This window comes from Caballeronia ptereochthonis (genome assembly GCF_001545075.1).
GTDB classification, from domain to species: Bacteria; Pseudomonadota; Gammaproteobacteria; order Burkholderiales; family Burkholderiaceae; genus Caballeronia; species Caballeronia ptereochthonis.
Genome location: NZ_FCOB02000013.1, coordinates 67533 through 94275, shown reverse-complemented (window position 1 = coordinate 94275; position 26743 = coordinate 67533). Strand labels below are relative to the sequence as shown.

General features: G+C 64.4%; 25 protein-coding genes. 16 read left to right on the top strand and 9 right to left on the bottom strand.

The window, feature by feature from the left end; translation table 11 throughout:
- The first annotated feature begins 671 nt into the window (after positions 1–671).
- Entirely contained in the window at positions 672–1733 is a 1062-nt protein-coding gene (locus AWB83_RS15465) for a glycosyltransferase family 2 protein (protein ID WP_244197751.1), read from the top strand.
- A gap of 59 nt (positions 1734–1792) precedes the next feature.
- Here AWB83_RS15465 and AWB83_RS15460 read toward each other — a convergent pair whose 3' ends face one another.
- On the bottom strand, positions 1793–2107 hold the full coding sequence (locus AWB83_RS15460; protein WP_244197750.1) for a hypothetical protein: 315 nt from the start codon (positions 2105–2107) through the stop codon (positions 1793–1795).
- A 38-nt stretch (positions 2108–2145) separates the two neighbouring features.
- On the opposite strand from AWB83_RS15460, the gene AWB83_RS15455 reads away from it, so the two are divergent.
- Positions 2146–2358 carry a hypothetical protein gene (locus AWB83_RS15455; RefSeq protein WP_244197749.1) on the top strand — a complete coding sequence of 71 codons (213 nt, stop codon included), beginning with the start codon at positions 2146–2148 and terminating at the stop codon, positions 2356–2358.
- A 41-nt stretch (positions 2359–2399) separates the two neighbouring features.
- Positions 2400–2657 carry a hypothetical protein gene (locus AWB83_RS15450; protein ID WP_087046444.1) on the top strand — a complete coding sequence of 86 codons (258 nt, stop codon included), beginning with the start codon at positions 2400–2402 and terminating at the stop codon, positions 2655–2657.
- 9 nt (positions 2658–2666) lie between these two features.
- Here the strand turns inward: AWB83_RS15450 and AWB83_RS15445 are convergent, their stop codons facing one another.
- Entirely contained in the window at positions 2667–4076 is a 1410-nt protein-coding gene (locus AWB83_RS15445; RefSeq protein ID WP_087046443.1) for an HdeD family acid-resistance protein, read from the bottom strand.
- A 169-nt stretch (positions 4077–4245) separates the two neighbouring features.
- On the opposite strand from AWB83_RS15445, the gene AWB83_RS15440 reads away from it, so the two are divergent.
- The 5 genes from AWB83_RS15440 (at position 4246) to AWB83_RS15420 (ending at position 9944) form a co-directional block, all read left to right on the top strand.
- Positions 4246–4830: a DUF1349 domain-containing protein gene (locus AWB83_RS15440; protein WP_087046442.1), complete on the top strand. Its 585-nt coding sequence runs from the start codon at positions 4246–4248 to the stop codon at positions 4828–4830.
- Positions 4831–4926: 96 nt separating this feature from the next.
- On the top strand, positions 4927–6036 hold the full coding sequence (locus AWB83_RS15435; RefSeq protein ID WP_087046441.1) for a LacI family DNA-binding transcriptional regulator: 1110 nt from the start codon (positions 4927–4929) through the stop codon (positions 6034–6036).
- Positions 6037–6140: 104 nt separating this feature from the next.
- Positions 6141–7115, top strand: coding sequence for a substrate-binding domain-containing protein (locus tag AWB83_RS15430; RefSeq protein WP_087046440.1), 975 nt, complete (start codon positions 6141–6143; stop codon positions 7113–7115).
- 11 nt (positions 7116–7126) lie between these two features.
- Positions 7127–8644, top strand: coding sequence for a sugar ABC transporter ATP-binding protein (locus AWB83_RS15425; protein ID WP_087046439.1), 1518 nt, complete (start codon positions 7127–7129; stop codon positions 8642–8644).
- Between the two features lie 22 nt (positions 8645–8666).
- Positions 8667–9944: an ABC transporter permease gene (locus AWB83_RS15420; protein WP_087046438.1), complete on the top strand. Its 1278-nt coding sequence runs from the start codon at positions 8667–8669 to the stop codon at positions 9942–9944.
- Here the strand turns inward: AWB83_RS15420 and AWB83_RS15415 are convergent, their stop codons facing one another.
- Entirely contained in the window at positions 9945–10733 is a 789-nt protein-coding gene (locus tag AWB83_RS15415; protein WP_087046437.1) for an aldolase, read from the bottom strand.
- A gap of 248 nt (positions 10734–10981) precedes the next feature.
- Between AWB83_RS15415 and AWB83_RS15410 the strand changes: the two genes are divergently transcribed.
- Together AWB83_RS15410 and AWB83_RS15405 are read left to right on the top strand one after the other, a co-directional pair.
- The gene (locus AWB83_RS15410; protein ID WP_008347993.1) at positions 10982–11185 is read left to right on the top strand and encodes a cold-shock protein; all 204 of its coding nucleotides are present in this window, start codon (positions 10982–10984) and stop codon (positions 11183–11185) included.
- Positions 11186–11472: 287 nt separating this feature from the next.
- Positions 11473–11916, top strand: a complete 444-nt coding sequence (locus tag AWB83_RS15405) for a hypothetical protein (RefSeq protein ID WP_087046436.1) — start codon at positions 11473–11475, stop codon at positions 11914–11916.
- 293 nt (positions 11917–12209) lie between these two features.
- Here AWB83_RS15405 and AWB83_RS15400 read toward each other — a convergent pair whose 3' ends face one another.
- Positions 12210–12977, bottom strand: coding sequence for a sulfite exporter TauE/SafE family protein (locus tag AWB83_RS15400; protein WP_087046435.1), 768 nt, complete (start codon positions 12975–12977; stop codon positions 12210–12212).
- 82 nt (positions 12978–13059) lie between these two features.
- Between AWB83_RS15400 and AWB83_RS15395 the strand changes: the two genes are divergently transcribed.
- Positions 13060–13950: a LysR family transcriptional regulator gene (locus AWB83_RS15395; RefSeq protein WP_087046532.1), complete on the top strand. Its 891-nt coding sequence runs from the start codon at positions 13060–13062 to the stop codon at positions 13948–13950.
- On the opposite strand, the gene ppk2 is transcribed toward AWB83_RS15395, so the two are convergent.
- Both ppk2 and AWB83_RS15385 read right to left on the bottom strand, forming a co-directional pair.
- Complete coding sequence (gene ppk2, locus AWB83_RS15390; protein WP_374729119.1) at positions 13947–15065, bottom strand: polyphosphate kinase 2; 1119 nt, start codon at positions 15063–15065, stop codon at positions 13947–13949. The two genes, AWB83_RS15395 and ppk2, sit on opposite strands and share 4 nt — an antisense overlap.
- Positions 15066–15118: 53 nt before the next feature.
- Positions 15119–15340 (bottom strand): HP1242/YdcH family protein, encoded by a 222-nt coding sequence (locus tag AWB83_RS15385; protein ID WP_087046434.1) that lies wholly within the window; start codon positions 15338–15340, stop codon positions 15119–15121.
- A gap of 245 nt (positions 15341–15585) precedes the next feature.
- On the opposite strand from AWB83_RS15385, the gene AWB83_RS15380 reads away from it, so the two are divergent.
- Entirely contained in the window at positions 15586–15906 is a 321-nt protein-coding gene (locus AWB83_RS15380) for a hypothetical protein (protein WP_087046433.1), read from the top strand.
- Positions 15907–16144: 238 nt separating this feature from the next.
- Complete coding sequence (locus tag AWB83_RS15375) at positions 16145–16792, top strand: VC0807 family protein (RefSeq protein WP_087046432.1); 648 nt, start codon at positions 16145–16147, stop codon at positions 16790–16792.
- On the opposite strand, the gene AWB83_RS15370 is transcribed toward AWB83_RS15375, so the two are convergent.
- Together AWB83_RS15370 and AWB83_RS36105 are read right to left on the bottom strand one after the other, a co-directional pair.
- Positions 16781–17605, bottom strand: coding sequence for an alpha/beta fold hydrolase (locus tag AWB83_RS15370; protein ID WP_087046530.1), 825 nt, complete (start codon positions 17603–17605; stop codon positions 16781–16783). The genes AWB83_RS15375 and AWB83_RS15370 overlap by 12 nt on opposite strands.
- A 25-nt stretch (positions 17606–17630) precedes the next feature.
- Positions 17631–17804, bottom strand: coding sequence for a DUF3563 family protein (locus AWB83_RS36105; protein WP_244197748.1), 174 nt, complete (start codon positions 17802–17804; stop codon positions 17631–17633).
- A 476-nt stretch (positions 17805–18280) separates the two neighbouring features.
- On the opposite strand from AWB83_RS36105, the gene AWB83_RS15365 reads away from it, so the two are divergent.
- The gene (locus tag AWB83_RS15365; RefSeq protein ID WP_244197747.1) at positions 18281–22267 is read left to right on the top strand and encodes a response regulator; all 3987 of its coding nucleotides are present in this window, start codon (positions 18281–18283) and stop codon (positions 22265–22267) included.
- Positions 22268–22287: 20 nt separating this feature from the next.
- Here AWB83_RS15365 and AWB83_RS15360 read toward each other — a convergent pair whose 3' ends face one another.
- Entirely contained in the window at positions 22288–23220 is a 933-nt protein-coding gene (locus AWB83_RS15360; protein WP_087046430.1) for a response regulator, read from the bottom strand.
- A gap of 402 nt (positions 23221–23622) precedes the next feature.
- On the opposite strand from AWB83_RS15360, the gene AWB83_RS15355 reads away from it, so the two are divergent.
- Together AWB83_RS15355 and AWB83_RS15350 are read left to right on the top strand one after the other, a co-directional pair.
- Entirely contained in the window at positions 23623–24996 is a 1374-nt protein-coding gene (locus AWB83_RS15355) for a sigma-54 dependent transcriptional regulator (protein ID WP_087046429.1), read from the top strand.
- Positions 24997–25366: 370 nt separating this feature from the next.
- Positions 25367–26731 (top strand): MATE family efflux transporter, encoded by a 1365-nt coding sequence (locus tag AWB83_RS15350; protein WP_087046428.1) that lies wholly within the window; start codon positions 25367–25369, stop codon positions 26729–26731.
- Positions 26732–26743 lie beyond the last annotated feature (12 nt).

Genomic DNA, 26743 nt, shown 5'->3' with positions numbered 1-26743 from the left:
AATGCATACACGATCAGTGCAATAAGTACGCGCATCGCGCGACCGATCTTGCATCAGTGTCTTGAAAGGAGCACGTTTCGCTTTTTCTGAACGACGTACTGGCAACACACGAATGTCACCGCCTGGTTTTTTTTAAACCGCTAACATGCAAGCTACGTGTTCGGCTTCGCCTGTCAGTCGCGGTTGAATCCGCAAATTTCACAGCGCGGGGACTGTTCACGTGATTCGGGATTGGTGTCAGCGCAAAATCATGGCGTCCGGGGAACCCGCCCCGACGAATGCGCTCTATTGCGTTTGCTCGATCGACATGCACGTCAGACCGGGGCATCCGGGGCCGGCAATGTGACGTGACATGCTCCAACTATAAGCGTCGTAAGACCGTTCATGCGGCTTGCCTCTGGGGCGGCTTTGCGTGAACGCCTGCGCCGCACCGGCGTTTCAAATGGCTCTTCCCCGCCGCGAACACGGTGAACGAGCCCGCCGCATCCATCAGACCACTGCATGACTCGCCGTGTGGCGCGTCGCGCGAGCCGCTTGTGTCGTGGCGCACGGCCCGCCGCGTCGTCACACGTCGTGACATCGACGACGGCTCATCGCATCGAACAGGTGCGGCGAGTCAGAGCCCAATCATCCGACGGAGAGCGTCATATATGCCGTTTGAGAGTGACTCCTTGCGAGACACGAACCCGCTTCTGAGCATCGTCGTGGCGGCGTACAACATCGAGGGATACATCGAGGAAGCGCTCGAATCCTTGCTGTCCCAGCCCCATGTCGACGCGATGAAAATCATCGTCGTCGACGACGGTTCCCGCGACGAGACTTACGCCGCGGCGCGCGCGATCGTCGAGCGCGATCGCGGCGTGCACGTCGAACTGCTGCGCCAGGAAAACCGCGGCCTGAGCGCCGCGCGCAACACGGGCCTGGCGGCGGTGCGCACGCCCTATGTCGGCTTCCTCGACGGCGACGACATCTACCTCGACGGCTTCACCGAGGCGGTCATTCCCGTGCTCGCGGAGCGTGCGTGGGATCTCGTCGAATACAACGTCAAGATCATCGACGACGACGGCCGTGAGCTCGACGAAATCGACCTCGTGGAGACCGCCACGAGCGGTGGCGGTCCGGTGAATCGCGCGACGCTGCAGCAATTCGCAGAAGGCTTCCATACCTTCGCGTGGGCGCGCGTCTATCGCACCGAGCTCTTCGACGACGAGCCGTTTCCCGTTGGCCGTCACTACGAAGACATGGCCGTCGTGCCTTCGACGTATCTTCGCGCCAGCAGCATCTTCCGCATTCCGACGCCGTTGATCGGCTATCGCCGGCGTTTCGGCAGCATCACGCAACGCGCTTCGATCGACGATATGCGGGACCTGCGCACCAACGGCCGGGAAGCGCTCGCGCGTTGCGACGGCGGGGAGTTGGACGACTACTGGCTTACCGTGTTCGACAAGCTGTTTCATCGCGCATGCCATGTCTGCGCGCGAGTCGATCGCGGATCGTTCAAGCAGGCGTCGGAAACGCTGTCCGCCATGGCGGTCGATCATCGCAAGACCCGCGCGAAGCTCGCCGAGCGCAGCGGCCGCGAAGTCGTCGAGCTCAAGCCTTTCGATCTGAACGTGCGCGCGGACCGCTCGATTCACTTTCTGAAAGGCCTCGTGAAGAAGATGCTGAGGCGCAGCCTCGATCATCATCAGCGCGAGCGGCGCCCGAGCACGTCGAACCAGTTGAGTGGATGAGCGCGCAGGCGTGCGAGCGACGTCTTCAGGCCTCCTCTATCGCTCGCAGGCTCATCCGCTTATAGGCGTCGACCAGCAGCGCACCCTCGCCGCGCCTGTGCGCGACGGCGAGGCGCATGGTTTCCTCGCCCAGTTGCCAGATCAGACGCGAGCGCGTTGACGCGCTTGCTGTCGATGTGCGGATCGACGCGCCGGATCGCGGCCGCAAGCAAGGCGCCGCACGCGCGGCTTTCCGCGATCTCGATGCCCATCAGCTCCTTGTCCGAGCGCAGCGCCGATGAGATGTCGCGCATCACGGGCTTGTCCATCACGATTTCATAGTACTGGTCGACCAGTGCGGCAAAGGCGCTGAGCAGTTGCGCCTTGTCGCGCACGCACCGGCGGCTTTCCAACTCGGCGCGACCTGCGTCCGGTGCCCGTGCCGCCCGACGCATTTCGAGCCGGTCTGCTCGACGCCGGTGTGTCGAAGGAGGAAACCGACCTCATCCTTTATCTGTTCGCCACGGTGCTCGACGGGCGCAACGAAAAGCCCGTCGATGGCGTACGCCGTGCGTTGAATCGCGAGCCGCGGTCGTTCCTGGACTATGCAAGGCGAACCGCGGCAAGCGGCGTGTGGAACGCATGACGTACTCGAAGGCCGTCATCGTTTCACGGTAAACTGCAAGGATGGAACAGTGTCCCTATTGCGAGCGAATCCGTGACGAATGGGATTGTCACGGTCAGGAATGCCGCACCGCCATCGCCCGCGCGCTGCGCAGGCAGCGCATGGGCTTGCCGATGGTGGCGAAGGTCATCCGCAACGAAATTCCGCCAGGCGCCACGACGGGCGAAGTGATCGCCCAACTGTCGCGCCAGCGGCTGCGCGCACGCCGTGCGAACGAGGAGCGCCGCGCGCGCAAGGCCGCTGAAGACCTCGACCTTTAGCTCGCTCGTCTATACACGCGCCGGCGGATCGACGTTCGATCCGCCGCTCTGCGCAAGCGTCCCTTCGTCACGCCATTCGCGCCGCGATGCGCGCATCGTCGAAAGCGCCATGCGCGCGACCTTGAGCCAGACATAAGGACGAGGATCGGCGACCATGCTGAGCGCCCGCGCGTAGTCGAGCGTGAGGCCCGGCGTCCAGGCCATCGTCACCGCGCGCTTGCGGACCTGCGCGGCAACCCAGAGTTCGGGCGTCACGATCATCCGCAATAGCGCGCCCCACCCGGCGCGCTCGCCATACAATCGTCCGGCCGCGCCTTCCAGCGCCGCTTCGAGCGCACGCGACACGCTGCTCGAGCAATTGCGATGCGTGAGGTTATAGGTGGTGTCCTCACGATACCTGCGCCAGAAGCGATCCAGACGCACGGGATCGTAATTGCGGATGCGCACGCGCGTCGTCGAAGGGCACCACGCCTTCGATTCGATCGGATAGCTCGGCTGAAACACGCCGGGCACGTCGTTCTCGCGCGTGGCGCGCAGCAGGCGTGCGAAGTCGTCGGGCGAGCGATCGATCTCGACGGCCGGGTAAAGGCTCACGTACACGCCCTCCGGCGATTCGAGCGCGGCGTGTCCCGTCGAAATCACGCCGTTGCGATCCACGGCGGCAATATAGCGGTCCACGATCGGATGCCACTGTGTCTCCGCCTTGGACGATCCCACCGGCGTCCATACATGCACGGTCAGCGCCGGTTCGTCGTCGGCGGGCGGGCCGTCCCATTCGCTCGCTTGCAGCGCAGGGCGCGCTCCCTCGTTCGCTCCCGCTTCGCTCGCCGCTTCCGCGCTGGCATCGCCCCATATCGCGGGATTGCTCGTCAGCTTGCGCACGCGCGTCGCGATCACGATCAGGTTCCATCCCGCGAAGATGAAGAACGCGCCGACGCAATACGGCACGGTGCCCTTGTAATGCGTCGGATAGGGCTGAATCATGAAGACGCCGAGCAGGAGCTCGAAGATCGCGAAACCGAGTGCGACGCGGTAGCGCCGGTAACGCACGACGAGCGCGGAAGTCGCTTGCAGAAGGGCATTGAAGATAAAGGCGATACCGATGAGTATCGAAAGAATGAAGTGGCCGTGATGATTGCCCTCGAAAATCAGCGCCGCCGCGAGCATGAACGCGACGCCCTTCGCATAGCGCAGTCTGCGCTGCCCGCCAACTCCCGCCCACGCGACAGCCAGCGTGAGCAGGCTCTCGATCAGAAGCAGCCAGCCGACGAGCGAGATCGGAAAGCCGAGCGCACCGTCGAGCGCGTCGATGAACACGCCGATGCCGACGATCAACAGCAGCCAGCCCATCACCATGAGACCGCGCCAGCGGTTGCGCAGGTAGTCCACGCCCAGCAGGATCATTATCAGCTTGACCATCGTTCTCCCTTCCGAAAAGGGACGGTAAGGATCCGTTCATGCTAATTCAGCTGACGCAGAAATAGTTTCATATGAACATTAGAAATTCGCCGCACCGCATCATGAACGAGGCATGACGATAATCGCGCCATGCCATACTTGCGCTGCCCATCCACGCGACGGAGACGCCATGTTCGAGCAATGCAGATGGATCAACGAACCCGCGCAATGGCGTGTCGAGAACGACACCCTCTTCGTCACCACCGACGCGAACACCGATTTCTGGCGCAAGACGCACTACGGCTTCGTGCGCGACAACGGCCACGTATTCGCGGCCGGCGTGGACGGCGATTTCACGGCGGAAGTCGCGGTCCACGGCGATTTCTCCGCGCTCTACGATCAGGCCGGCCTCATGGTGCGCGAGAGCGCCGAACGCTGGATCAAGGCCGGCGCCGAGTACAACGACGGCGCGCTCACCTTCAGCACCGTCCTGACGAACGATCTCTCGGACTGGTCACTCGGCTCGCGCGCCGGGACGAACCGCTTCCGCCTGCGCATGACCATCGCGCAAGGCGTTCTGAAAGTGCAATGCAGCGCCGACGGGCGCAACTGGACCCTCATGCGTCTCGCGCCCTTTTCCGCGAGCGGTGCGAGCGCGCGCTGGCATGTCGGCCCGATGTGCTGCACGCCCGAACGCGGCGGTCTGAACGTGCGCTTCTCAGACTTCAGGATCGGACCGCCCATCGTCAGGGACCTGCATGACATCGCGATGTAAGGCGGTACGTCCGGCTCGGTAAAAACACTCACTTGCTACGCTCGTCAACGCTTTCTACTATTTTGAAACGTTTCAGAATTTCGACGACATCACGCCTTGGACTCACGAAAAAAAACGACCAGCACGCTCAAGGATGTCGCCAGCGCGGCGGGCGTCTCACTCGGCACCGCGTCGAAGGTCATGGCGGGCGCGGAAGGCGTGAGTCCCGCGCGGCGTCAGCAGGTGTGGGAAGCCGCGCGGCGGCTCGGCTATCGGCGCAACAGTCTTGCGGCCGAACTGCGCAGCAGCCGTTCGACATCCATCGGCTTCGTCGTGCCCGACCTGACGAACTCGTTTTTCATCGAGCTCTTGTGCGTGGTCGAGGATCATGCGCTCGCAAGCGGCTATCGCCTGCTGCTCGCACATGCGCAGGAAGACCCCGAGCGCGAGGCCGAGCGCATCCGCTTCGTCCTGTCGCGGCAGGTGGCGGGCATGATCATCATTCCCTGCCACGGCTACGAGCACGCAATCGATGAGCTGCGCGAATGCGACGTGCCGCTCGTCATGGCCGACCGCGTCGACAACAGCTTTCCCGCCAACACCGTCACCACCGACAGCCGGCGCGCCGCGAGGGACGGCACCGATCATCTGATCGCGCTCGGGCACAAGCGCATCACCTTCATCGTCAACGCGCTCGATCTCGTCAACAGCCGCGAGCGCGCGGACGGTTATCTCGATGCGATGAAACGCGCGGGCCTCGCGCGTCATGCGCGCGTCGTGGTGTGCGGCATGACCGACACCGAAAGTCACGCGGCCACGCTCGGACTGCTGTCGGAACGTGAGCGTCCCACTGCGCTCTTCACCGGCGCGAACGTCGCGACGCTCGGCGCACTACGTGCGATACGCGACGCCGAATTGCGCCTGCCCGAGGAAATCTCCCTGCTCTCGTTCGACGACGCGCCATGGATGTCGGTGCTGCATCCGCGCATCAGCTCGATTCGTCAGCCGGTGGAAGCCGTAGGACGCGCGATCTGGCAGTTGCTGCACAAGCAGTTGCAAGACGAACCGTCGGAGCCGGTGCATCTGCGCATGAAAGCGGATCTGCGTGTGCGCGAAAGCACCGCGCCGCCGTACAAGCCCGCGGGGAAGGAAAGCCGCAGGGAGACCGTCACGGCGCCTCAGAACGCCGGGCGCAGCCGCAAGCGCACCGCTCTCGCGGATCGCTAGCGGCACGCGCTATAACGTTTTATTTTTTCCTAAGAACAGAACCTGCGAGACAACGCCGAACGAAACCGAACCCGGAGCTGGCAACCCCTATCAGGAGAGACGCAATGGACAGCAAACGACGCATCATCACCGCGAGTCTCATCGCCGCACCGCTGGCCGGCGCCGTGGGCACCTTCTCGGCGCTCATTTCGCAGCCCGCGTTCGCGCAGCAGAAAAAGTATCGCTTCGGGTTCTCGCAGGTCACGACCGTCGAACCGTGGCGCGTGCAGTTCAACAAGGACATGAAGGCCGAGGCCGCGAAGCATCCGGAGGTCGAGTTGATCATCGCCGATGCAGGAGACCGCACCGACAAGCAGAACGCCGACATGGAGAACTTCATCGCGCAGAAGATGGACGCGATCTTCATCTCGCCCAAGGAGTCCGCCGGGCTCACGGGCGTCGTCGAAAAGGCCTTCAAGGCGGGCATTCCCGTGTTCGTGCTCGACCGCGAAGTGAACGGCGATCAGTTCACGCAGTTCATCGGCGGGGACAACGTGCAGATCGGGCAGGAAGCGGGCAACTTCATCGTCAAGCTCCTGGGCGGGCCGGGCAAGGCGCAAGGCAATCTCGTCGAGATCTGGGGCGGCTTCGGCGCGCAGCCCGCGCACGACCGGCACGACGGCGCGGACAAGGCCATCGGCAAGGAGAAAGGCATCAAGCGCGTGGGCGAGCGCGTCGACTGCGACTGGAAGCAGGACAAGGCCTACGACTACATGAAGACCGTGCTGCGCGTGCAGCCGAAGATCGACGTGGTCTATGCCCACAACGATCCGATGGCCTACGGCGCCTATCTCGCCGCGAAGGACGCGGGCCGCGAGAAGAGCATCAAGTTCGTCGGCATCGACGGCTTGCCGCAGGAAGGCGCGACGTGGGTCGAGCAGGGACTGCTCGCGGGCACCTTCATGTATCCGACGCCGGGCGCCGAAGGCATCCGCCAGTCGCTCAAGGTTCTGCACGGCGACAAGGTGCCGAAGAAGGTGACGCTGCCGACGCAGGGCATCTTCGCGGACAACGCGAAGCAATATATCGCGAGCCACTGAGGACTACGCCGATGGCTACGGCTACCGCGCCGCTCATCGAAGCCGCGGGCCTGTCGATCTCGTTCAACGGCAGCGCCGCGCTCTCGGGCGTCGATTTCGATGTCGCCTCGGGCGAGATTCACGCGCTCGTCGGCGAGAACGGCGCGGGCAAGTCGAGCCTGATGAAGATCCTGGGCGGTCTCTATTCGCCCGATGCGGGCGACATCCGCGTGCGCGGCGAGATCACCCGCATGACGAGCGTGAACGACGCCACGCGCGCCGGCGTGGCGATCATTCATCAGGAGCTCAATCTCGTCGATACGCTTTCCGCCGTCGACAACATCTTTCTCGGCAAGGAATTGCGCACGCGCACGGGCTTTCCCGATCGGCGCGCGATGCGTGCCGCCGCCGCAAAGGTGCTCGCGCAACTGGGTTTTCGGCCGCCGCCGGACACGCTCGTCGGCACGCTGCGCGTCGGCGAGAAGCAACTGGTCGAGATCGCCAAGGCGCTGCTCGCGGATGCGCGCGTGCTCATCATGGACGAGCCGACGTCCGCGCTCTCCGACACAGAGACGCAAGCCCTGCTCACGCTCACACGCGATCTGCGCGAACGCGGCATGGGCATCGTGCTCATCAGTCACCGGCTCGGCGAAGTGTTCGCGGTCGCGGATCGCGTGACCGTGCTGCGCGACGGCCGGCGCATCGCGACCTTGCAGATTCGGCAAGTGGAATCGTCGGCGGCGCTCGTCTCGATGATGATCGGCAAGGACTTCGCGCCGCCCGAGCGCACCGAAGCCGAAGCGCCGCAGGAACGCCCCCTCGCGGTGGACGTGCGCGGCCTCACGTTGTGGGGACAGGCGCGCCCGCTCGTATCCGGTGTCTCGTTTTCGGTGCAGCAGGGCGAAGTGTTCGGCATCTCCGGGCTGCTCGGCGCGGGCAAGACGGAGATACTGGAGGCGATCTTCGGCGTGTCGCAGTATCGGCGCGAAGGCGAGATACGCGTCGCAGGCCATGCCCGCACGATCGATTCGCCCGATCGCGCGGCCGCCGCCGGACTTGCCTTCGTGACCGAGGACCGCAAGAAGGACGGGCTCGTGCTCGATCAGTCGCTCGAAGCGAACCTGCTGCTGCCGTCGCTTTCGCGCGCGCCGGGGTTTCCGTTCTACCGGCGCGGGCGCATGCATGCGTGGGCGGCATCGCAGGCGCAGTCGTCGAACGTCAAGCATCGCAGCCTCGCGCAGGACGCGAGCACGCTATCGGGCGGCAATCAGCAGAAGCTCATCATCGGCAAATGGCTGATGACGAGGCCGCGCATCCTTCTGCTCGACGAGCCGACGCGCGGCGTCGATGTCGCGGCGAAGGCCGAGATCTATCGGCAAATCCTCGCGGCCGCGCGCGAAGGCGTGACGGTGATCGTCGCGAGCTCGGAGATCGACGAGCTGATGCTGCTCTCCGACCGCATCCTCGTGATGTGCGAGGGGCGCCCGCGCGGCGTGCTGACGCGCGACCAGTTCTCGGGCGACGTGCTCATCAGGATGGCCTCGCCCTGAAAGGAAACCGGAGACTCACACCATGCTGCATGTGCAGGACCAACTCGCCGAGCCCGCGGCCACCGCCCGCCAGCGACACCTGAGCACCTTCCTCAGATATCTGAAGTATTACCTGGGGCTCATCGTGCTGCTCGTGGTGGGCGCGCTCACGTCGCCGCACGCGGCGGACGGCGGCAACATCTTTCTGTCGAGCGCCAACATCTCCGACGTGTTCCGGCAAGTCGCCAACGTCGGGGTGATCTCCATCGGCATGACGCTCGTCATCATCACGGCGGGCATCGATCTGTCGGTCGGCGCGATCATGGGCCTCGGCAGCGTGCTCACCGCGATGCTGCTCACCACCGACGGCTGGAATCGCGCGGTGTACGCATCGCTCGTGCTCGATGCGATCGCCATGTTCGCCATCGTGTTCGCCGCTTTCGGCGTCGCGCGGGGCATCTTGCGCGCCCGCGACGCCCGGACGGTGCGCGTCGCGAGCCATGCGCCGGTCGCGATGCAGGCGGGCATCGCCCTGCTCGCCGCTGCGCTGGCTTGTGCGTATATCGCGCTGCATGGCGGGCATCGCATGCCGCTTCTCGCCGTCATGTGGATCGTGCCGCTCGCGGGCTTCACGCTCGGCGCGCTCAACGGCTGGATCATCGCGCGCGGACGCATGCAGCCCTTCATCGTGACGCTCGCCGCGATGGTCGGCGTGCTCGGCGCGGCTCGCCTGATCGCGGGTCAGGACACGGCCGTCTATTCGATCTACAGCGGCACCAACGCGACGACCGATATCGAAGCGCTGCGCGCGCTGCTCTTCAACGTCGTGCCGGTGCCGGCCCTCTTCTTTCTCGTGATCGCCGTGGTGGTCGGCTTCGTGATGAACCGCACCGTGTTCGGCAAGTATCTTTACGCGATCGGCGGCAACGAGAAATGCGCGGTCGTCTCGGGGCTCGATGTCGCGCGCCACAAGATGGCGGCCTACGCGATTTCGGGGCTTTTGTCGGCGCTCGTCGGCGTGCTTTACGCCGCGCAATACCGGCAGGGCAAGGCGGACGCCGGCATGGGCTGGGAACTCGATGCGATCGCGGCCGTGGTGATCGGCGGGACGAGTCTTTCGGGCGGCGTCGGGCGCGTGTCGGGCACGGTGGCGGGCGTGCTGATTTTCGGCTTCCTGAGCAACATCCTTCTGCTCAACGATATCGACAGCAACACGCAGCTCGTGCTCAAGGGGCTGATCATCGTGATCGCCGTATTCCTGCAGCAGACCGATATGGGCAAGCGCCGCGGATGGTTCAGGCGCTTCGCCGGGCGCAAATAATCACGCCTCGAAGTCGATGCCCCGTGCCCGCAACTGCCGCATGCCGCTCGCGAGATGCGCCCGCGCGCTCTCGGCATCGCCGGCGCGCATCTGCTCGCAGGTGCGCTGCGCGATTTCGTGCGGCACCGGCTTGAGCGGCCGGTTGGCGCTCATCGCGCGCAATTGCACTTCGGCCGCGCGCTCCAGATAGTACAAATCGTCCCACGCCTCGGCGATGGTTGCGCCGGCAACCATCACGCCGTGATTCTTGAGGAAGAGAATATCGGCGTCGCCCATCGCGGCGGCGATGCGGTCGCCCTCGGCATCGTCCAGCGCGAGACCGTTGTAGTGCTCGTCGACAGCCGTGCGGCCGTGGAACTTCAGCGCGGTCTGGCCGAGCCACAGGAGCGGCGGTCCTTCGAGCAGGCACAGTGCGGTCGCATTGGGCATATGGGTATGAAACGCCGCCTTCACGCGCGGCATCAGTCGATGCAGGCGCGCATGGATATAGAACGCGGTCGCCTCGGGTTTACCCTCGCCGTCGATCACATGACCGTCGAAATCGCAGATCAGCAGGCGCGACGCCGTGATCTCGCCAAAGGCGTAGCCGTACGGGTTCACGAAGAAGAGATCGTCGTGGCCCGGCACCATCGCCGAAAAGTGATTGCAGACGCCCTCTTCGAAACCCTGCAGCGACGCGAGCCGGAAGCAGGCTGCGAGCTCGCGGCGAGCCTGCGCGACGGCCGGCGAATCGAGCCGGAGCGTTGCAGGCGTGGCGCGTTGCGCGGCGTGGGAAAGCGTGTGTGCCATGAAAAGGTCCGTGTGTGTCGTTTGCGTGGCCGGAACGTCGAGGATAATCGAACGCGCGGGCGATTAATGTCCGAACAAATAAATTTCTTCCGGAACGGACGTGCGGCGCGAAGTATGACGCGCATATGGCGCGTCTCTTAGCAGAAACGCTTATTTGAAGTTCGCGTTCCGGCGTGGTAAAACTCCATGCCGCTCGAGATTTCGCAGCGCATCTTCAACGTAATTCGTCTCAAAAGGGTTTGAGAAAAATGGCAACAGGTACCGTGAAGTGGTTCAACGATGCAAAGGGTTTTGGTTTCATCACGCCGGATGACGGCGGCGAAGACCTGTTTGCACATTTCTCCGAAATCCAGTCCAAGGGTTTCAAGTCGCTCCAGGAGAACCAGAAGGTGAGCTTCGAAGTCAAGCAAGGCCCGAAGGGCAAGCAGGCTTCGACGATCCAGCCGCTGTAAGTAAATCCAGCGGTTCTCGCCCCAGGCACGAAACGGCCCGCAAGGGCCGTTTTGCATTGGTGGGCCGGGATCGACCGGGCCGATATCGATTCGATCAGTGCGCGCTCGTTCACGGCGAAGCACGGCGACTTTATCGCCCGCCTTAAAATTAAATAAATCAATAAAACCGCTACATATTTCAAGGCCGGCAAATTCGTCCCGGCGCGAAATTCTTTCCTCTTATTCGTGTGAACTCGACAAGCGGTCGGAAAAAATGCCGCGCATTCGTCCGGCATAAAACCAATGCATTGTTCGTTTCTCTCTGGTTTCTGACCTGGGATGCGCACGCGCAACCGTTCGTCGTCAACGCGAGAGCGGCGCGTTTTGCCGCCGCCGTCGTGATGAACGACTTCCACACTGCTCAGGCAGGCGGCGGCTACGTGTTTTCATACGAAAGCCAGGAGACCGAGGCTTCGCTTGCGGCCAAGCTCGACCGATGGTTCTCCGGCGCCGATCCGCACGCCATCGCCATGGAGCCCGCCGAGAAGCAGGCGCTCTTCGGCTTCTACTGGGCCGGCAGCATGATGCCCGCGACTTCGGCATGCTTTCGCGATATCGCCGATCCCGGGTGCCGCGACGATCTTTCGCCGTGGATGGCGCGCGAGCTCGACGACGATCCCCGCTTCGTTCGCGCTTACGAGTCGGCGAGAGATCCGCTCGGCCTGCCGCCGCTCGCGGCGGGCGCGCACTGATCGACTCTCCGCCGGCGGGAAGCGCCCTTCGCGCTCGCGCAACGCTTCGGCGAACCACGGTTGTGCATACGTGCGGATGGCGATCTACACGTGGCCCGGCATGCCAGAGCGGCACGGACCGACACGGGCGGACGCGCGGCGGGCGCGGGCGCTTCGGGCGCGTCATCCTCCCGCGGATCGCGCAGCAGCGCGATTTTCGCCGCCACGCTCACGAGCAGCGACAGCACACCGATGGTTTCGAGCAAGGCGGGAATCATGATCGTCTCCCAGGGCGCCGACGCGGCTTTCGCCCTTCATCGATTCGACAGCATCGGCCCGTAGGTCTTCACGAAGAATGCAATCGTGATGCCCGCGCTCACGAGCAAGGTACCCGCGCGTACCCAGTGCGGCGGCGCGCGCCGGCCGAGCTGCGCGCCGCCGTAGCCGCCCGCCATCGCCGCGAACAGCATGGCGATGGTCTCCGGCCAGCGCACTGCCTGCGCCGCCGCGAAGGTCAGCACCGCAACCGAGTTCGCCGCGCTCACGAGCAGCGTGCGCGGCGCGTTGAGGCTCTTCAGGTCGCGCGAATCGAGCAAACCCCACACGGCCATCATCATGATGCCCACTGCGCCGCCGAAATATCCGCCGTAGACGCCGAGCACGAACTGGATCGACAGCACCGCCGCCGCGCCGATATGCCAGCGCCGCCGCAGCGCTTCGCCGAGCCGGCGCCCGAACGCGAGCGTGAAGCTCGCGCACAGCAACAGCCACGGCAGCACGAAGGAAAACGTCTTCGACGACGTGGAGAGCAGCAGCGCCGCGCCGACGAAGCCGCCGACGAGCGTCGTGACGAGCATCTTGCGGATCGATACCGAGCCGACGGGACCAAGCCCGTCGCGATAGGCCCACGCGCTCACGACGCCGCCTGGAAAGAGCGCGACGGTGCTCGAAGCATTCGCCTGAACCGGTGGCAAGCCGGCGGCGATCATCGCGGGCAGGCTGACGAACGAGCCGCCGCCCGCGAGCGCGTTCATCGCGCCCGCCAGAAAACCCGCGCCGATTACGAGAAGAAAGGGTTGCATCCGACAGATGCTAACGATGCCGCCCCGCGCTTACAATCTGGCATTTCCAATGCGAGGCTTCGGCAAAACCGAAGGATGCGGCATGCGCTTCGACCTGACCGACATGCGGCTTTTTCTGACCGTGATCGAGCACGGCAGCATCACGGCGGGCGCGCAGGCCATGCATCTCGCACTCGCTTCCGCGAGTGAACGCATCGCGGGGATGGAGGCCGTGCTGGGCGCGCCGCTACTCGAGCGCAATCGCCGCGGCGTGCAGCCGACCGCCGCCGGCGACGCCTTCACGCGCCACGCACGCGCGATTCTCGGCCAGGTCGAGCAGATGCGTGGCGAGTTGCGCTCGTTCGCCACCGGCCTCAAGGGGCGCATCAAGCTGCTCTCGAACACGGCGGCGCTTGCCGCCTTTCTGCCGCCGCGACTCGCGCGCTTTCTCGCCGACTATCCGGACCTTTCGATCGATCTGGACGAACGCCCGAGCGTCGACATCGTGCAGGCGATCGCCGAAGGACGCGCCGACCTCGGCGTCGTCTCCGATACCACGGATCTGGGCCGGCTGGAAACGCATCTGATCGCGCAGGATCGACTGGTCGTGGTGGCGAGCCGCGCGCACCGCATCGGAGGGGAAAGCGCGGTGGCGTTCGCGGAGATCGTCGGCGAGGCGTTCGTCGGGCTGTCGGATGCTGCGCTGGAGATGCATCTGGCCGAGCGCGCGTCGCGGCTCGGGCGGCAGGTCAACTATCGCATCCGCATGCGCAGCATCGACAACGTGGGCATGCTCGCCGAAGCGGGGATCGGGCTCGTGATTCTGTCGGAGGCATCGGCCCGCATGCTGGAGCGGCCGGGGCTTTCTATCGTGCCGCTGTCGGAGCCGTGGGCGACGCGCCGCCTGCATTTGTGCGCCCGCGACTTCGACGCGCTTACGCCCCACGCGCGCCTGCTCGCTCGGGCGTTGAAGGACGGCGCGGGCGAGAACTAGAACGGCCGCCCGACGATGAACGGGTCCACCGCGCCGATCGCCGCGAGATCGCGAGTCGCATACGGCAGCTTGTGCAGCACATAGCGCATCGCGTTGAGCCGCGCGCGCTTCTTGCAATCGGAGCGCACGACGGTCCAGGGCGTGTCTGCGCTATCGGTGTGCGCGAACATCGCTTCTTTCGCGTCGGTGTACGCGTTCCACTTGTCGAGCGACGCGAGATCGACCGGGCTCAGCTTCCACTGCTTGAGCGGATGAATCTCGCGCTCCTTGAAGCGGCGGCGCTGCTCGGCGCGGCTCACCGAAAACCATAGCTTGATGACATGCGTACCGCTTTGCGACAGATGCCGCTCGAACGCGGGCACCTGCTGCATGAATTCGTCGTATTCGCGCTGCGTGCAAAAGCCCATCACGCGCTCGACGCCCGCGCGGTTGTACCACGAGCGGTCGAAGAGAACGATCTCGCCCGCCGTCGGCAAGTGCTCCACGTAACGCTGAAAATACCATTGCCCGCGCTCGCGCTCGGAAGGCTTTTCCAGCGCGACCACGCGCGCGCCACGCGGATTCAGATGCTCCATGAATCGCTTGATGGTGCCGCCCTTGCCTGCCGCGTCGCGCCCTTCGAAGAGGATCACCACGCGCTGGCCGGTGTCCCGCACCCAGGCCTGAAGCTTCAGCAGTTCGACCTGAAGGCGGTATTTCTGCTTCTCGTACGCGCGCCGCGACATCAGATGGCGATACGGATAACCGCCTTCTCGCCATGACGGCGACAGCTCGTCGTCCGGATTGGGAGCACCGCCTGCCGAGCGCAGCGCCGCCGCTCCATCGAACAGATGCGCGCGCAACGCGCGGATTTCGTCCGGCGACATTCCGTCGATCAGCGTGCGCACGGTATCGAACAGCGATGCCGTTCCTCCCGGCGCCTGCATGCCAAGCTTCTCCAGAATGCCGTCCACGCTGCTCGTCATCAGGTCGCGTGCCGCTTCGACCGCGCGCTCGGTCTCTTCCTGCTCGATACCGTCCGGGTCCGAACGGGCCGTGACGTCTCCGTCGATCACGGCATGCAACTCGGGTGGATGCTGCGCTGCGCCCGAGGCGGCATGGTCATCTCGCGTCATCAACTTCATCAACTCCTGGCTCGATTGCTCTGTCTCTCTCGTCTCGATGCTTTTCACGCGGTTTCATGCGCCTTGCGCAAGACGACGTAGATCTTGTCCTTCAACAGCAGCTTTTCCTTCTTGAGCGATTCGATGGCGAACGCGTCGGCGGGCGTCACGCCCGTTTCCATGTTGCTGATTTGATGATCGAGCTCGTTGTGGCGCTCGAAGAGCCGAGAGAAGTGAGCATCTTCGGTCTTCAGGCGGGAAATGAGATCGCGGTATTCGGGAAACATGCGGAGTGACCCTCCAGAGTCGGCTATATAAAGTACTTCGACGTACATATTACCGATAAGGACGATTCATTCCTTAGACATTTATCAAGTTTTCGCGCATTAGGACGTCGTGGACACGCCCGCGCCACAACTAGGCAAAACCCTCTTCCGTTCGGGCATCCTGCGTGCGCACAATAGACTGCTGCCGTGCGCTTCGTCTTCGTTGCATTTCACGCGCGCGGCGAGCGTCGACCAAGGAGGCCGTCATGAAGAAAGATCGCAATCGCGTGCAGCGGCACGTCATGCCCATTGCGCTGATCGTCGGCGCCGCCGGCCTGTGCTTCGCCACGGCAGCAAGCGCGGACAGCCAGGCCGCCAAGAAGATGGGACAGATGGGTGTCATCAACCAGACGCTGCAGCCGAAGCCCCTCAAATCGAACAACGCTTATTCGAACAGCGCAAACACCAACACGGCCCGTCCCGGCTACAACGCCAACTCCACCTATAACCCGAATGCTGCCAACGCCGCGAACGCGAATGCCGTAAACGCCGGCAACGCCGGCGCTGCCGCGGGCGCAAAGAAGTAGCTTCGACACATCGCTTCATGACTTCATCGCCGCCGCCCGCGCCTGCCCGGCGGCGGCCCCGTCCTTGCCCGCCCTGATTTGCTCCCGCCACCGCTTCGACGGCATCGCATGACTCGCCGATCGAGGCGCCAGCGCCTGGCAGACACAGGATTGACGCGCGTATGCGCACATTCCCGCACACCTGATCTTTTATACTTGGCGCAAGGCCCCGCGCATTCCGCACCCATTCCTTGAGCCCATGAAAAAGATCAAGCCCGGTCTCGTGCTCGAACTCGTCGCCAATCTGCTGCTTCCGTGGCTTGCCTATCGCCTTGCGTTGCCGTATTGGGGCGACGTCGGCGCGCTCTACGCGTCGGCAGCGCCGCCGCTCGTCTGGAGCCTCGTCGAGTTCGCGCGCTCGCGCCGCGTCGATGCGCTCTCGGCGCTCGTGCTGTTCGGCATCGCGCTGTCGATCGTCATGCTCGCGATGGGCGGCAGCCCGCGCATCCTGCTCGTGCGCGAATCGCTCGCGGCGGGCGCGACGGGCATCGTGTTTCTTCTTTCGCTTCTGTTCGAGCGCCCGCTCGTCTTCTATCTCGCGCGCGCAACCGTCACGCGCGAGCAGGAAAACGGCGCGGAGCGTTTCGAGGCTTACTGGAGCGAGAGCGCCGCGCTGCGCGCATCGCTGCGGCTCATGACGCTCGTTTGGGGCGTCGGCCTGACGGCCGAAACCATCCTGCGATTCTGGTTCGCGTGGACGTGGCCCGTCGAGCGTTATCTCGTGGTGTCGCCCGTCGTGAGCTACGTGATCTATGGCGGATTGCTCGCGTGGACGTTCTGGTTCCGCGCAAGGCTCATCGAGCGTCAGGGTGAAAGCGCGCCATCGCGCGACGGCCTACTCGGATAGGCTTTCGGCGCGCTCGTCGCACGCTTCGATATGCCGCACGATGGCCGCGTTCACCGCCTGCGCATGCGTGAGCGGCCCCATGTGCCCCGCGTCGGGCACGACGATCAGCTTTGCCGCCGGCATCAACCCGGGCAGCGTCTCGGCGATCAGGCGCGTCGGCGCGGGCGCGTGTTCGCCGCGCATCACGAGCGTGGGAATGCGCAGATTCGCATAGGCGCTCGCGGGCGTGGGCTCGTGAATCAGCGCGCGGAAATCGAGCGGAGCTTTCGGCACCCATCGCGTCAACATTGCCTGCACCGACGGCCGCAGCGCCGACCATGCGCCCCGCCCGCTCCAATAATCGACGAACGAGCTTGCCGCGCCGCGCAGATCGCCCGCAACGACGCCTTCCGCCGTGCGCGCGGCGATCGCGAGAATCTCCGCGAATTCCGCCGCGCCGCGCACGCCCATGCCCTTCAGCAGATGAAACGCCGAGGGCTCGTAGAGCGTGATGCTCGCGACGCCGTGCGGCCGTTCGAGCGCCGCGCGCAACGCGACGCCGCCGCCATATGAATGGCCGACGAGATGCACCTTGCCGCGATGGCGATCGATGATCTCGACGGTGCGCGCCGCTTCGTCCGCGAGCGTGAAAGCGCGCTCGCCGCTCCAGGGGCCGGCGCTGTCACAGCCGTAGTGCTCGGGGGCGATCAGCGCGTAACGGGCATTCATCGTTCCGAGCGTTTCGCCGAGCTGGCGCCATTGAGTCGCGCCCGCGCCCGAGCAATGCAGCGCGATGACCGGGGCGGCGGTCTGCTGGTCGTTCAAAGCCATCATCATTCGTTCTCGCCCTTCGATGTGATCATGCATCGAACTCGCACGTGCGCATGCGCCGCTCGAGTTCGCCGATATCGGCGCACGACGCGAGATACGCATCGCGCCGGCTGTGCTCCGCGCGGTCCAGCAGCATTTCGGTCCAGCAGATCAGGCACGGCAGCACGATGTCCTTCGCCATGTCAATCAGGTATCCCAACATGATTCGCTCCACTTGCACAAAGGGTCTTTCGATGAAATGCCGGCTGAGCGAACGGGTGAGTCGGAGAGTCGCTGAAGCGGCGGGTGTCGGCTCCTGATGCACCTGCCGTGCCAGTTTCTCGAAACCCTTGCGCGGCAAGGCTCGGCGCGAATCGAGACGCCCCCGGACGGCGCGGAACGTCGGGCGCTGACCAACGCTTTCGGCTCTGAATGACGGCAAGCCGCCAACACAAGCTTCGCGTGAGACGAATGCGGAGCCGTGCCTCGATATATCGGGAAAAGCCGGGAAAAATTCCACCCCACGGGATCAAGCTTTCTCACCACGATGCCGTAAACAGGCTTGATCGCCGCACGAAACGCCGTATGCGCCGTCCCGCCCGTCAAACGGCCTCCTCCGGATGGCGCGATAAGATACGGCAGCCTTCGAATTTCGAGGCCGGCCTGCGCCATTTGCAACGCTCATTCGGAGATAACGGCGTGCTCAGTCGCCATTCGCTCACCTTCAGGATGACGATGTTCATCGTCGTCGTCTGTGTGCTGCTGATCGGCACCGACGTATGGCGCAGCTTCACCGCGCGCCGCGTGCAGCTCCATGAGATGACGACGGCGACGAACAACCTCGCGCGCGCGATGGCGCAGCACGCGAACGACACGTTCAAGGAAGCGGACACGACGCTCATCGGCATGGTGGAGAGCGTCGAGGAGGAAGGGACGTCGCCCCGGTCGCTGGAGCGCCTGCATCGTTCTCTGGTCTCGCGCGTCGAGCAGTTGCCGCAGCTGAACGGCCTCTTCATCTACGACAGGACCGGCGCCTGGATCGTCAACTCGCAGCCGAAGCTCGACCTGCGCTTCAACAATTCGGATCGCGAATACTTCGAATATCACCGCAGTCACACCGACCGGGGCACGCACATCGGACCGCCGGTGAGGAGCCGCTCGACCGGCAAATGGATCGTGCCGGTATCGCGCCGCATCGATGCGCCCGACGGCAGCTTCGCGGGCGTCGCGCTCGCGACCATCGACGTCGCCTTCTTCTCGCGCTTCTACGACAGCCTCGACCTCGGGCAAGCAGGCGCGGCGGTGCTCGTGCTGAATTCCGGGGTGATGGTCGTGCGCCGCCCGTTCGAGGACCGCTTCGTCGGCAAGAACGTGATCGACACGACGATCTTCCGCACGTATCTCGAACAGGGCCGCTCGGGCGTCTTCACGACGACATCGTCGCAGGACCGCGTCACGCGCCTCAACAGCTTCCGCGAACTGCAGGACTATCCGCTCTTCGTCGCGGCGGCGCTCTCGCGTGACGAGATCATCGCCCCATGGTGGCGCGACACGCTCTGGCACGCCGCGGTCACCGGCGTGCTCGCCCTGGTGCTGGCCCTGTTCGGCTCGAGCCTCGTGCGCCAGATCACCGCGCGCACCGGGATCGAGCAGGAACTCGCCCGCAGCCTCGCGACGACGCGCACGGTCCTCGACACCGCGATCAACCCGATCATCACCGTGGACGAGCGCGGCGCGGTCCGCTCGTTCAACTCCGCAGGCGAGCGTGTATTCGGCTACAAGGCGAGCGAGGTCATCGGGCAGAACATCCGGATGCTGGTCCCGCCGCCCTATCTCGATGCGTATAACGAATACATAATGCAATTCAAGGGCGCGAGCGGAATTCCGACGGCCGAATGCGAGCTCGCGGGCCTGCGCAAGGACGGCACGTCATTCCCGGCGCACGTCTCGACGGGCGCGATGCGTCCCGATGGCGCTTTGCATTTTGTATCCGTCATTACGGATATCTCGCGGCAGAAGAAGGAGCGCAGCGAACTCGCCGACGCGCGCGACCAGCTTCTGCTCGCCGCCGACATCGCCGAGCTGGGCATCTGGTCGTGGAATATCGCCACGGGCAAGCTGCACTGGAATGCGCGCATGTTCGAGATCTATCAATATCCGCCCGAGCTGCTCGACAACGGCCTGCACTTCGAGCACTGGCTGCAGCGCATCCATCCCGATGATGCCGGCGAAATCGATGCGTGCCTGCGCGCCGCGACGGCGGGCGAAACCGAGGAATTGCCGCCGTTTCGCATCGTCCTGCCGGACGGCACGACGCGGCGCATCCAGATCGGCCTGCGCGCGCAGCGCGACGCGAGCGGCAAGCCCGTCGCCATGACCGGCGTGAATTACGACGTCACCGATCAGTACGAGCTCGAGTTCCATCTGCGCAACGCGAAGGAGCAGGCCGACGCGGCGAGCGCGGCCAAGTCGTCGTTCCTCGCGAACATGAGCCATGAAATCCGCACGCCGATGAACGCGGTGCTCGGCATGCTCCATCTCGTGCAGCTGACGACGCTCGACCGGTGCCAGCGGGACTACGTAAGCAAGGCCGAGATCGCCGCGAAATCGCTTCTGAACCTGCTCAATGACATCCTCGACTATTCGAAGATCGAAGCAGGCAAGCTGCAGCTCGACAGTTATCCGTTCGAGCCCGAGAAGCTGATGGAGGAACTGGGCGCCGTGCTCTCCGGCAATCAGGGCACGAAGGACGTCGAAGTGCTGTTCGATCTCGATCCGGCCTTGCCCGACGTGCTCGTCGGCGATGGCTTCCGGCTTCAGCAGGTGCTCATCAATCTGGCGGGCAACGCGCTCAAGTTCACGTCGGCCGGGGAGATCGTCGTGAGCATGCATCTGCTCGAAACCATGCGCGACGCGTCCGGGGACACGGTGCGCTTGCGCATCGTGGTGAGCGATAGCGGCATCGGCATCAGCGAGGAGCAACTGGCGCGCATCTTCGAAGGCTTCACGCAGGCGGAGGCGTCGACGTCGCGGCGCTACGGCGGCTCCGGCCTCGGGCTCGTGATCTGCAAGCGGCTCGTCGCGATGATGGGCAGTCAGCTCGAGGTCGAAAGCCGTGTGGGCGAAGGCAGCCGCTTCTGGTTCGACATCACGCTCGGCGTGGAGCATGCGCGCGCCCCCATGCACGACGCGAGCGCGATCCCGGAGCATGGCGCGCGCATCCTCATTGCGGACGACAATGCCATTGCGCGCGACATCCTCTCTCGCACGGTGCGCTCGCTCGGCTGGCACGCCGATGTGGTCACGAGCGGCATCGAGGCCGTCGAGCGCATCGCCGATGCCGCGCGCGGCGGCGCGCCCTACGACATCGCGCTGCTCGACTGGCGCATGCCCGGCCTCGACGGCCTGAACGCCGCGAAATTCGTCGGCACGATGAAGGATCGCGGCGCCCCGCCGCTCGTGCTGCTCGTCACCGCGTTCGGGCGCGAGGTGTTGAGAGAGTCGCAGGAAGGCGGCGTGGCGCCCTTCGCCGGATTTCTGACCAAGCCCGTGACGCCGAAGCAGCTCGTCGCAGCCATCCGCGCCGCAATGCCGGGCGACGCCGGCGCGATCCATGCTCAAACGCAGCCGCGCCGGATCGAAACGAAAGCGCGGCGCCTCGCGGGACTCTCGCTGCTGGTGGTCGAGGACAATGCGCTCAACCGCCAGGTCGCCGAAGGCCTGTTGCTCGCCGAAGGCGCGACCGTGACGCTCGCCGAGAGCGGACGCGAAGGCGTCGACCTGATCGTGGCCGCGAACGCGCATTTCGATGCCGTTCTGATGGACGTGCAGATGCCCGATCTCGACGGCCTCGAAGCGACGCGCCTCATTCGCGCGGATGGCCGCTTCGCCGCGCTGCCTATCGTCGCGATGACGGCCAACGCATCGGGCGCGGATCGCGACGCCTGCATCGAAGCGGGCATGAACGATCACGTCGGCAAACCGATCGATGTCGAGCGGCTTGTGAGTGTGCTGCGCGCGCAAGCCGGACACGCGACGGCCGACACGGACACGGATGAAACAGCCGAACGAAGCGCGAGCGGTGAAGCGGCGATCGAGCCGCGCGATTCGATCGTCGCGCGCTTTGGCGGCAATCTGGAGCTGATCCACAGCGCAGTCGGCGGCTTCGGGGCGCAGACCGGGAAGCAACTCGCGCATCTGGCCGCGAGGCTCGCCGCACAAGACGCGAAAGGCGCCGCATCGGTGCTGCACGCGATCAAGGGCAGCGCGGGCACGGTCGGCGCGACGGCGCTCGCCCGACTTTCAAGCCAGCTCGAGAGCGATCTGCTCGGCAGCGAAGACGGCGCGCGCACGCTCGCCTCGGCCAGCGCGAGGATTTCGCGCATGCAGCAGCTGCTTGAATCGAGTGTCGAAGCGCTGACCCGTGAATTCGCCCGTCCGCCGGCGACAGCGAAAGCGCCAATCCTCACGCAACCGCTCGAAGACGAGGGCTGGCATGCGCGCCTTTCGACGATCGTCGCGTTACTGGATGCATCGAATCTGCAAGCGATCGCGCTCTCGGAAAACCTGTCGCCTCACGCGCCGAGCGGGCATCGCGAGGACTTCGAGCATTTCCTTGCGCGCGTGCGGGCGCTCGATTTTGCGCGAGCATCGAAGATCGCGCGCGACATGCTGAAGCAGGCCTGATCCGAGGCATCCGCTGAAGATCAGGCGCCGCGCATGTCGCGAGCGTTTGCAGGGAACGGATGAACGCGCGCGCCACCAGGAGATTCAAGCGCCGAACGAAGCGTCTCTTGCGCCTTGCGCGCCGAAGCCAGCGCGGCGCGCACACGTGCCTGCAGAACGGCGGGCCTCGCGGGTTTCGCGATGACATCCGCCGCGCCCGCATCGAGCATGCGCTGCTCGGTGTCGACATCGCATGCGTCGGCCAGCACGATGATGGGTATGAGAGGATCGGGCGCAAGCAACGCGCGCACGGTTTCGGCGAGCGTTTGCGTTTCGCCAGGCGCATTGCAGCAACGCGCATCCAGCACGATGGCGCTCGGCGCATTTCGCTCGGCAAGACGCAGCGCGGCCTCGCGATCCGCAATCAGATCCAGCGTGCCGATGGCTTCGAGCGCGTCGCGCTGGGCGTCGGCGGTATCACTCGCCAGAATGCCGAGCAAGCGCACGTCCGAGGCTTTGGGTGCAGACGGCGTTATGCCTTCCTCGCGCAAGCGTGCCTGCGCTTCCATCACGCGGCTCTTCAGGCGAAGCTGCGCGCGCACCCGCGCCTGCAGGCGTGGCGCGACGAGCGGCTTGATGACGTAGTCGGCCGCGCCCATGCGAAACGCATCGACTTCGAGCGCGGGGGCATCGTGGCTCGTGACGAAAACCACCGGCACGCGCGCGAGTTTTGCATCGCGCTTGAGGATTTCGCAGACATCGAAGCCCGTCATGTCAGGCAGGTTCGCGTCGAGCAGGATGAGATCCGGCGTCGATTCGCGCGCCAGTGCAAGCGCGGACTCGCCGGTGGTAGCGAAACGCTGATCGGGAAATTCCGCGAGCATCTCGCCGATGATGCGGATCATCCCCGGATCGTCGTCCACGAGAAGCAAACGCGGCTGGTAGGCGGAAGTGAAATTCTTTGCTTTGTGCATGTTTCGACGGATATTCATCGGACGATATGCATCCACGGACTCTACGCCCACGATGCCGGCCTCGCAAACCAATTTGCATGAAAGTATTAATTATCTGATATTTCAGCGCTTGCCAATTTTGTATATGCAGATACTTCCCGCGTCGAACATATTCATAAGCGAATAAGTAATTCGTTCCGTACGGCAACGGCAGAAGAGCTTGTCCAGCAACGGGCAGCGAATTAAAGCACGCGCGTTCAACCAGAACCGCACGAACGTCTCGCAAAAAATTCCTTGGCTTTCTTAATCGAAATCTGCTGACCAATGCAAACATTCAAAATCGGCTTATCGTTTGCGAGGCATTTTACGTTGATGATTTCGGGCGCATACTCGGCCCTACACTTACAAGAATCGAGAAAAGCCATGCACGGGGAAGCCAGAACGCTCTACTACGCTGGGCGTACGGTGCCGGAAGATCTGTCCGAGCGCCTGCATGCCCGCGGCTGGACGATCGAGCGCATCGATCCGGCCAAGCTGCCCAAATCCGCGAGGCACGGCAAGCGTGCGGCTGCGGGCATCGTCGATCTGACGAGCCGCGGCTTCGCTAAAGAAACGGCGGTCCTCGCCGAGTTGCTCGCGGCTTATCAAGTCGGCTGGGTCGCAACCGTCGATGCCGAACACGTGGATAGTCCGGAAATCTGCCGCCTGATTCGCGACTTCTGCTTCGACTACGTGACGGTGCCCTCTTCGGCCGATCGTATCGTCGATGCGGTCGGTCATGCATACGGCATGGTCTCGCTGCACGACGCCACCTGCAACGATCCGCGCAAGGACGATTGCAAGGAAGGCAGCATGGTCGGTTCGTGCGACGCGATGCAGGCCTTGTATCGCTCGATCCGCAAGGTCGCGATGACCGATGCCCCCGTCTTCATTTCGGGCGAATCAGGCACCGGCAAGGAATTGACGGCGGTAGCGATTCACGAGCGCTCGGTACGGCGCGAGCAGCCGTTCGTCGCGATCAACTGCGGCGCAATCCCCCCGCATCTGTTGCAATCCGAACTCTTCGGCTATGAGCGCGGCGCATTCACCGGCGCGAATCAACGCAAGATCGGCCGCGTCGAAGCGGCTGACGGCGGCACGCTCTTTCTCGATGAAATCGGCGATTTGCCGCTAGAAAGCCAGGCGAGCCTGTTGCGCTTCCTGCAGGAGCGCAAGATCGAGCGTCTGGGCGGACAAAGCTCGACGCCGGTCGATGTGCGCATCATTTCCGCTACGCACGTCGACATGCAGGCCGCGATGATCGAAGGACGCTTTCGCGCGGACTTGTACCATCGCCTGTGCGTATTGCAGATCGACGAGCCGCCGTTGCGCGTGCGCGGCAAGGATATCGAACTGCTTGCCAATCACATGCTCGAGCGCTTCAGAAAGGATGCAAGCCGTCGGCTGCGCGGCTTCTCGCCGTGCGCGATCGCGGCGCTTCACAACTACGGCTGGCCCGGTAACGTGCGCGAGTTGATCAACCGCGTGCGCCGCGCGATCGTGATGTCCGAAGGACGGCAGATTCTCGCCAGCGATCTCGAACTCGGCGAATACGCGGAGGCCGCACCGATGACGCTTGCGCAAGCGCGCGAAGCGGCCGAGCGTCAGGCGATCGAGGTGGCGCTGCTGCGTCATCGCGGGCGGCTCGGAGAAGCAGCTGACGAACTGGGGATTTCACGCGTCACGCTGTATCGGATGTTGACGGCATATGGCTTGCGCGCGAAGGCGGATCGTCCGCTTGAAGCATCGGGGACTTAGCGCGGTCCGCATGAAGTCGCTCGATGCGGCTATGTGAGTCATGATTCGGTTAAGAACGCGTAAAGGAACCTTTCTTTCCACGCGGCACTCCAATGTCCGCATCGACATCGATGCATCGTGAAATCCTGAAGCGGCATTCGCGCGCAAGCGCCAATCGCCCCATCACGCATTTCCTTCCGTAGCCCCTGGCGTATTCTCGCGCCGCCAGAACGCGCGCTACGCAGTCTCATCGCACTCAAAGCCGGCTCGCTTGACGTTCCCTGGCGCGCCTGTGCCGCGCTTTTGCGCCATGCCGGCCCGTCGCATTGCACGATGAAATGGTCGCGTGCCCGTGTTGGCGTGCCCAGCGAACAAGGTATGGTTGCAGGTCATGTATTCGCTTAACGCTCCTTCGCTCGTCCGGCAGTTTTCGAACTACGCGGTGCCCACGGTATTGGCCGCATGGGTGTACTGCATGCATTCGGTCATCAGCGGCATATTCATCGGACGCCATGTCGGCGCCGATGCGCTCGCCGCGCTGAATCTTCTCGTGCCTCTGCTCTACTTGCCCTACGCGTTCAGCGTGATGATCGGAGTCGGCGGATCGACGCTCGTGTCGCGACTGCTGGGCGAGCAGCGCGAACGCGATGCCGCTGCCGCATTCACGCAAGCCCTATGGCTGCTGGCTTTGTGCGGCATATCGTTCGCGTTCGCCATTTACGTTTATGCCGACACCTTCGTGCATTGGACAGGCGCGCGAGGCGAGATGGCTCGGCTCGCCAGGGACTTCCTGCACGCCTATGCGCCGTTCGTGCTGTTCCCGACCGCGTGCTATGCGCTCGAACTCTTCTTGCGCGTCGAAGGTGCGGCAAAGTTCGGACTTGCGTGTCTGCTCGCGGGCGGCATCGCCGATGTCGCGATGACGTACTGGATGGTGAGCCACATGCAATGGGGCATGCGCGGCGCGGCGCTCGCATCGGGCATCAGTCAGGCGCTGGCGTGCCTGCCGATGCTCGCCTTTCACTTCACCAAGGCGCGCCGGGTTCGTCCCGTCGCGCGTGCATTCGCTTCGCTCGATCACGCCTGGCGCATGGCTTACAACGGCGTATCCGAGTTTCTCGGCGAGATCGCACCGAGTGTCACGCTGTTCGCCTTCAATCATGCGGTGTTGCGCTGGCTCGGCGACATGGGACTCGTCGCGTTCGCGGTCGTCGAATACATGACGATGATCGCCTCGGTCACGATGGTCGCGCTCGTGCAGAGCATGCAGCCGATCGTGAGCTACCAGCGTGGCGCGGGAAACGCGCAGGCCGTCTCGCGCGCATTCTCGATCGGCATCACGGTCACGGCGGGATTCGCCGTTGCCGCTGCCATCGCGATCCTCACGCTCGCGCAGCCGCTCGGCGCGCTCTTCGTGCCGGGCAGTCCCGCCGCACAGACGCTGCTGCGCGAAGCATTGCCGTGGTGTGCGCTGGCGTTCGTGCCCGCTGCGATCAACCTCGCGGTCAGCGGATATCTGACGGCCATCGAGGCGCCGCTCGCATCGATGATCGTCGCGCTCTTGCGTAGTTGGCTGTTGCTGCTCGCGATGCTCTGGCTCCTGACTGAATGGCTCGGGCCGCGCGGAATCTGGATGACCGTCGCGGTAACCGAAGTGGTGACGCTCGCCGCGAGCATCGTGTTGTATCGCATGCGCGGCCGTCGTCTGGTTCTTCGGGCGCGCTCTACGGCCAAGCAAACTCAAGCGATCCCATAAGCGATTGATCGT

Bases quoted from the DNA above. Each gene is read 5' to 3' on its own strand.
- AWB83_RS15450 (WP_087046444.1), top strand. From the start codon at position 2,400: ATGGAACAGTGTCCCTATTGCGAGCGAATCCGTGACGAATGGGATTGT.
- AWB83_RS15445 (WP_087046443.1), bottom strand. From the start codon at position 4,076: ATGGTCAAGCTGATAATGATCCTGCTGGGCGTGGACTACCTGCGCAAC.
- AWB83_RS15440 (WP_087046442.1), top strand. From the start codon at position 4,246: ATGTTCGAGCAATGCAGATGGATCAACGAACCCGCGCAATGGCGTGTC.
- AWB83_RS15430 (WP_087046440.1), top strand. From the start codon at position 6,141: ATGGACAGCAAACGACGCATCATCACCGCGAGTCTCATCGCCGCACCG.
- AWB83_RS15425 (WP_087046439.1), top strand. From the start codon at position 7,127: ATGGCTACGGCTACCGCGCCGCTCATCGAAGCCGCGGGCCTGTCGATC.
- AWB83_RS15420 (WP_087046438.1), top strand. From the start codon at position 8,667: ATGCTGCATGTGCAGGACCAACTCGCCGAGCCCGCGGCCACCGCCCGC.
- AWB83_RS15415 (WP_087046437.1), bottom strand. From the start codon at position 10,733: ATGGCACACACGCTTTCCCACGCCGCGCAACGCGCCACGCCTGCAACG.
- AWB83_RS15410 (WP_008347993.1), top strand. From the start codon at position 10,982: ATGGCAACAGGTACCGTGAAGTGGTTCAACGATGCAAAGGGTTTTGGT.
- AWB83_RS15400 (WP_087046435.1), bottom strand. From the start codon at position 12,977: ATGCAACCCTTTCTTCTCGTAATCGGCGCGGGTTTTCTGGCGGGCGCG.
- AWB83_RS15395 (WP_087046532.1), top strand. From the start codon at position 13,060: ATGCGCTTCGACCTGACCGACATGCGGCTTTTTCTGACCGTGATCGAG.
- ppk2 (WP_374729119.1), bottom strand. From the start codon at position 15,065: ATGACGCGAGATGACCATGCCGCCTCGGGCGCAGCGCAGCATCCACCC.
- AWB83_RS15385 (WP_087046434.1), bottom strand. From the start codon at position 15,340: ATGTTTCCCGAATACCGCGATCTCATTTCCCGCCTGAAGACCGAAGAT.
- AWB83_RS15380 (WP_087046433.1), top strand. From the start codon at position 15,586: ATGAAGAAAGATCGCAATCGCGTGCAGCGGCACGTCATGCCCATTGCG.
- AWB83_RS15375 (WP_087046432.1), top strand. From the start codon at position 16,145: ATGAAAAAGATCAAGCCCGGTCTCGTGCTCGAACTCGTCGCCAATCTG.
- AWB83_RS15370 (WP_087046530.1), bottom strand. From the start codon at position 17,605: ATGATGGCTTTGAACGACCAGCAGACCGCCGCCCCGGTCATCGCGCTG.
- AWB83_RS36105 (WP_244197748.1), bottom strand. From the start codon at position 17,804: ATGTTGGGATACCTGATTGACATGGCGAAGGACATCGTGCTGCCGTGC.
- AWB83_RS15360 (WP_087046430.1), bottom strand. From the start codon at position 23,220: ATGCACAAAGCAAAGAATTTCACTTCCGCCTACCAGCCGCGTTTGCTT.
- AWB83_RS15355 (WP_087046429.1), top strand. From the start codon at position 23,623: ATGCACGGGGAAGCCAGAACGCTCTACTACGCTGGGCGTACGGTGCCG.
- AWB83_RS15350 (WP_087046428.1), top strand. From the start codon at position 25,367: ATGTATTCGCTTAACGCTCCTTCGCTCGTCCGGCAGTTTTCGAACTAC.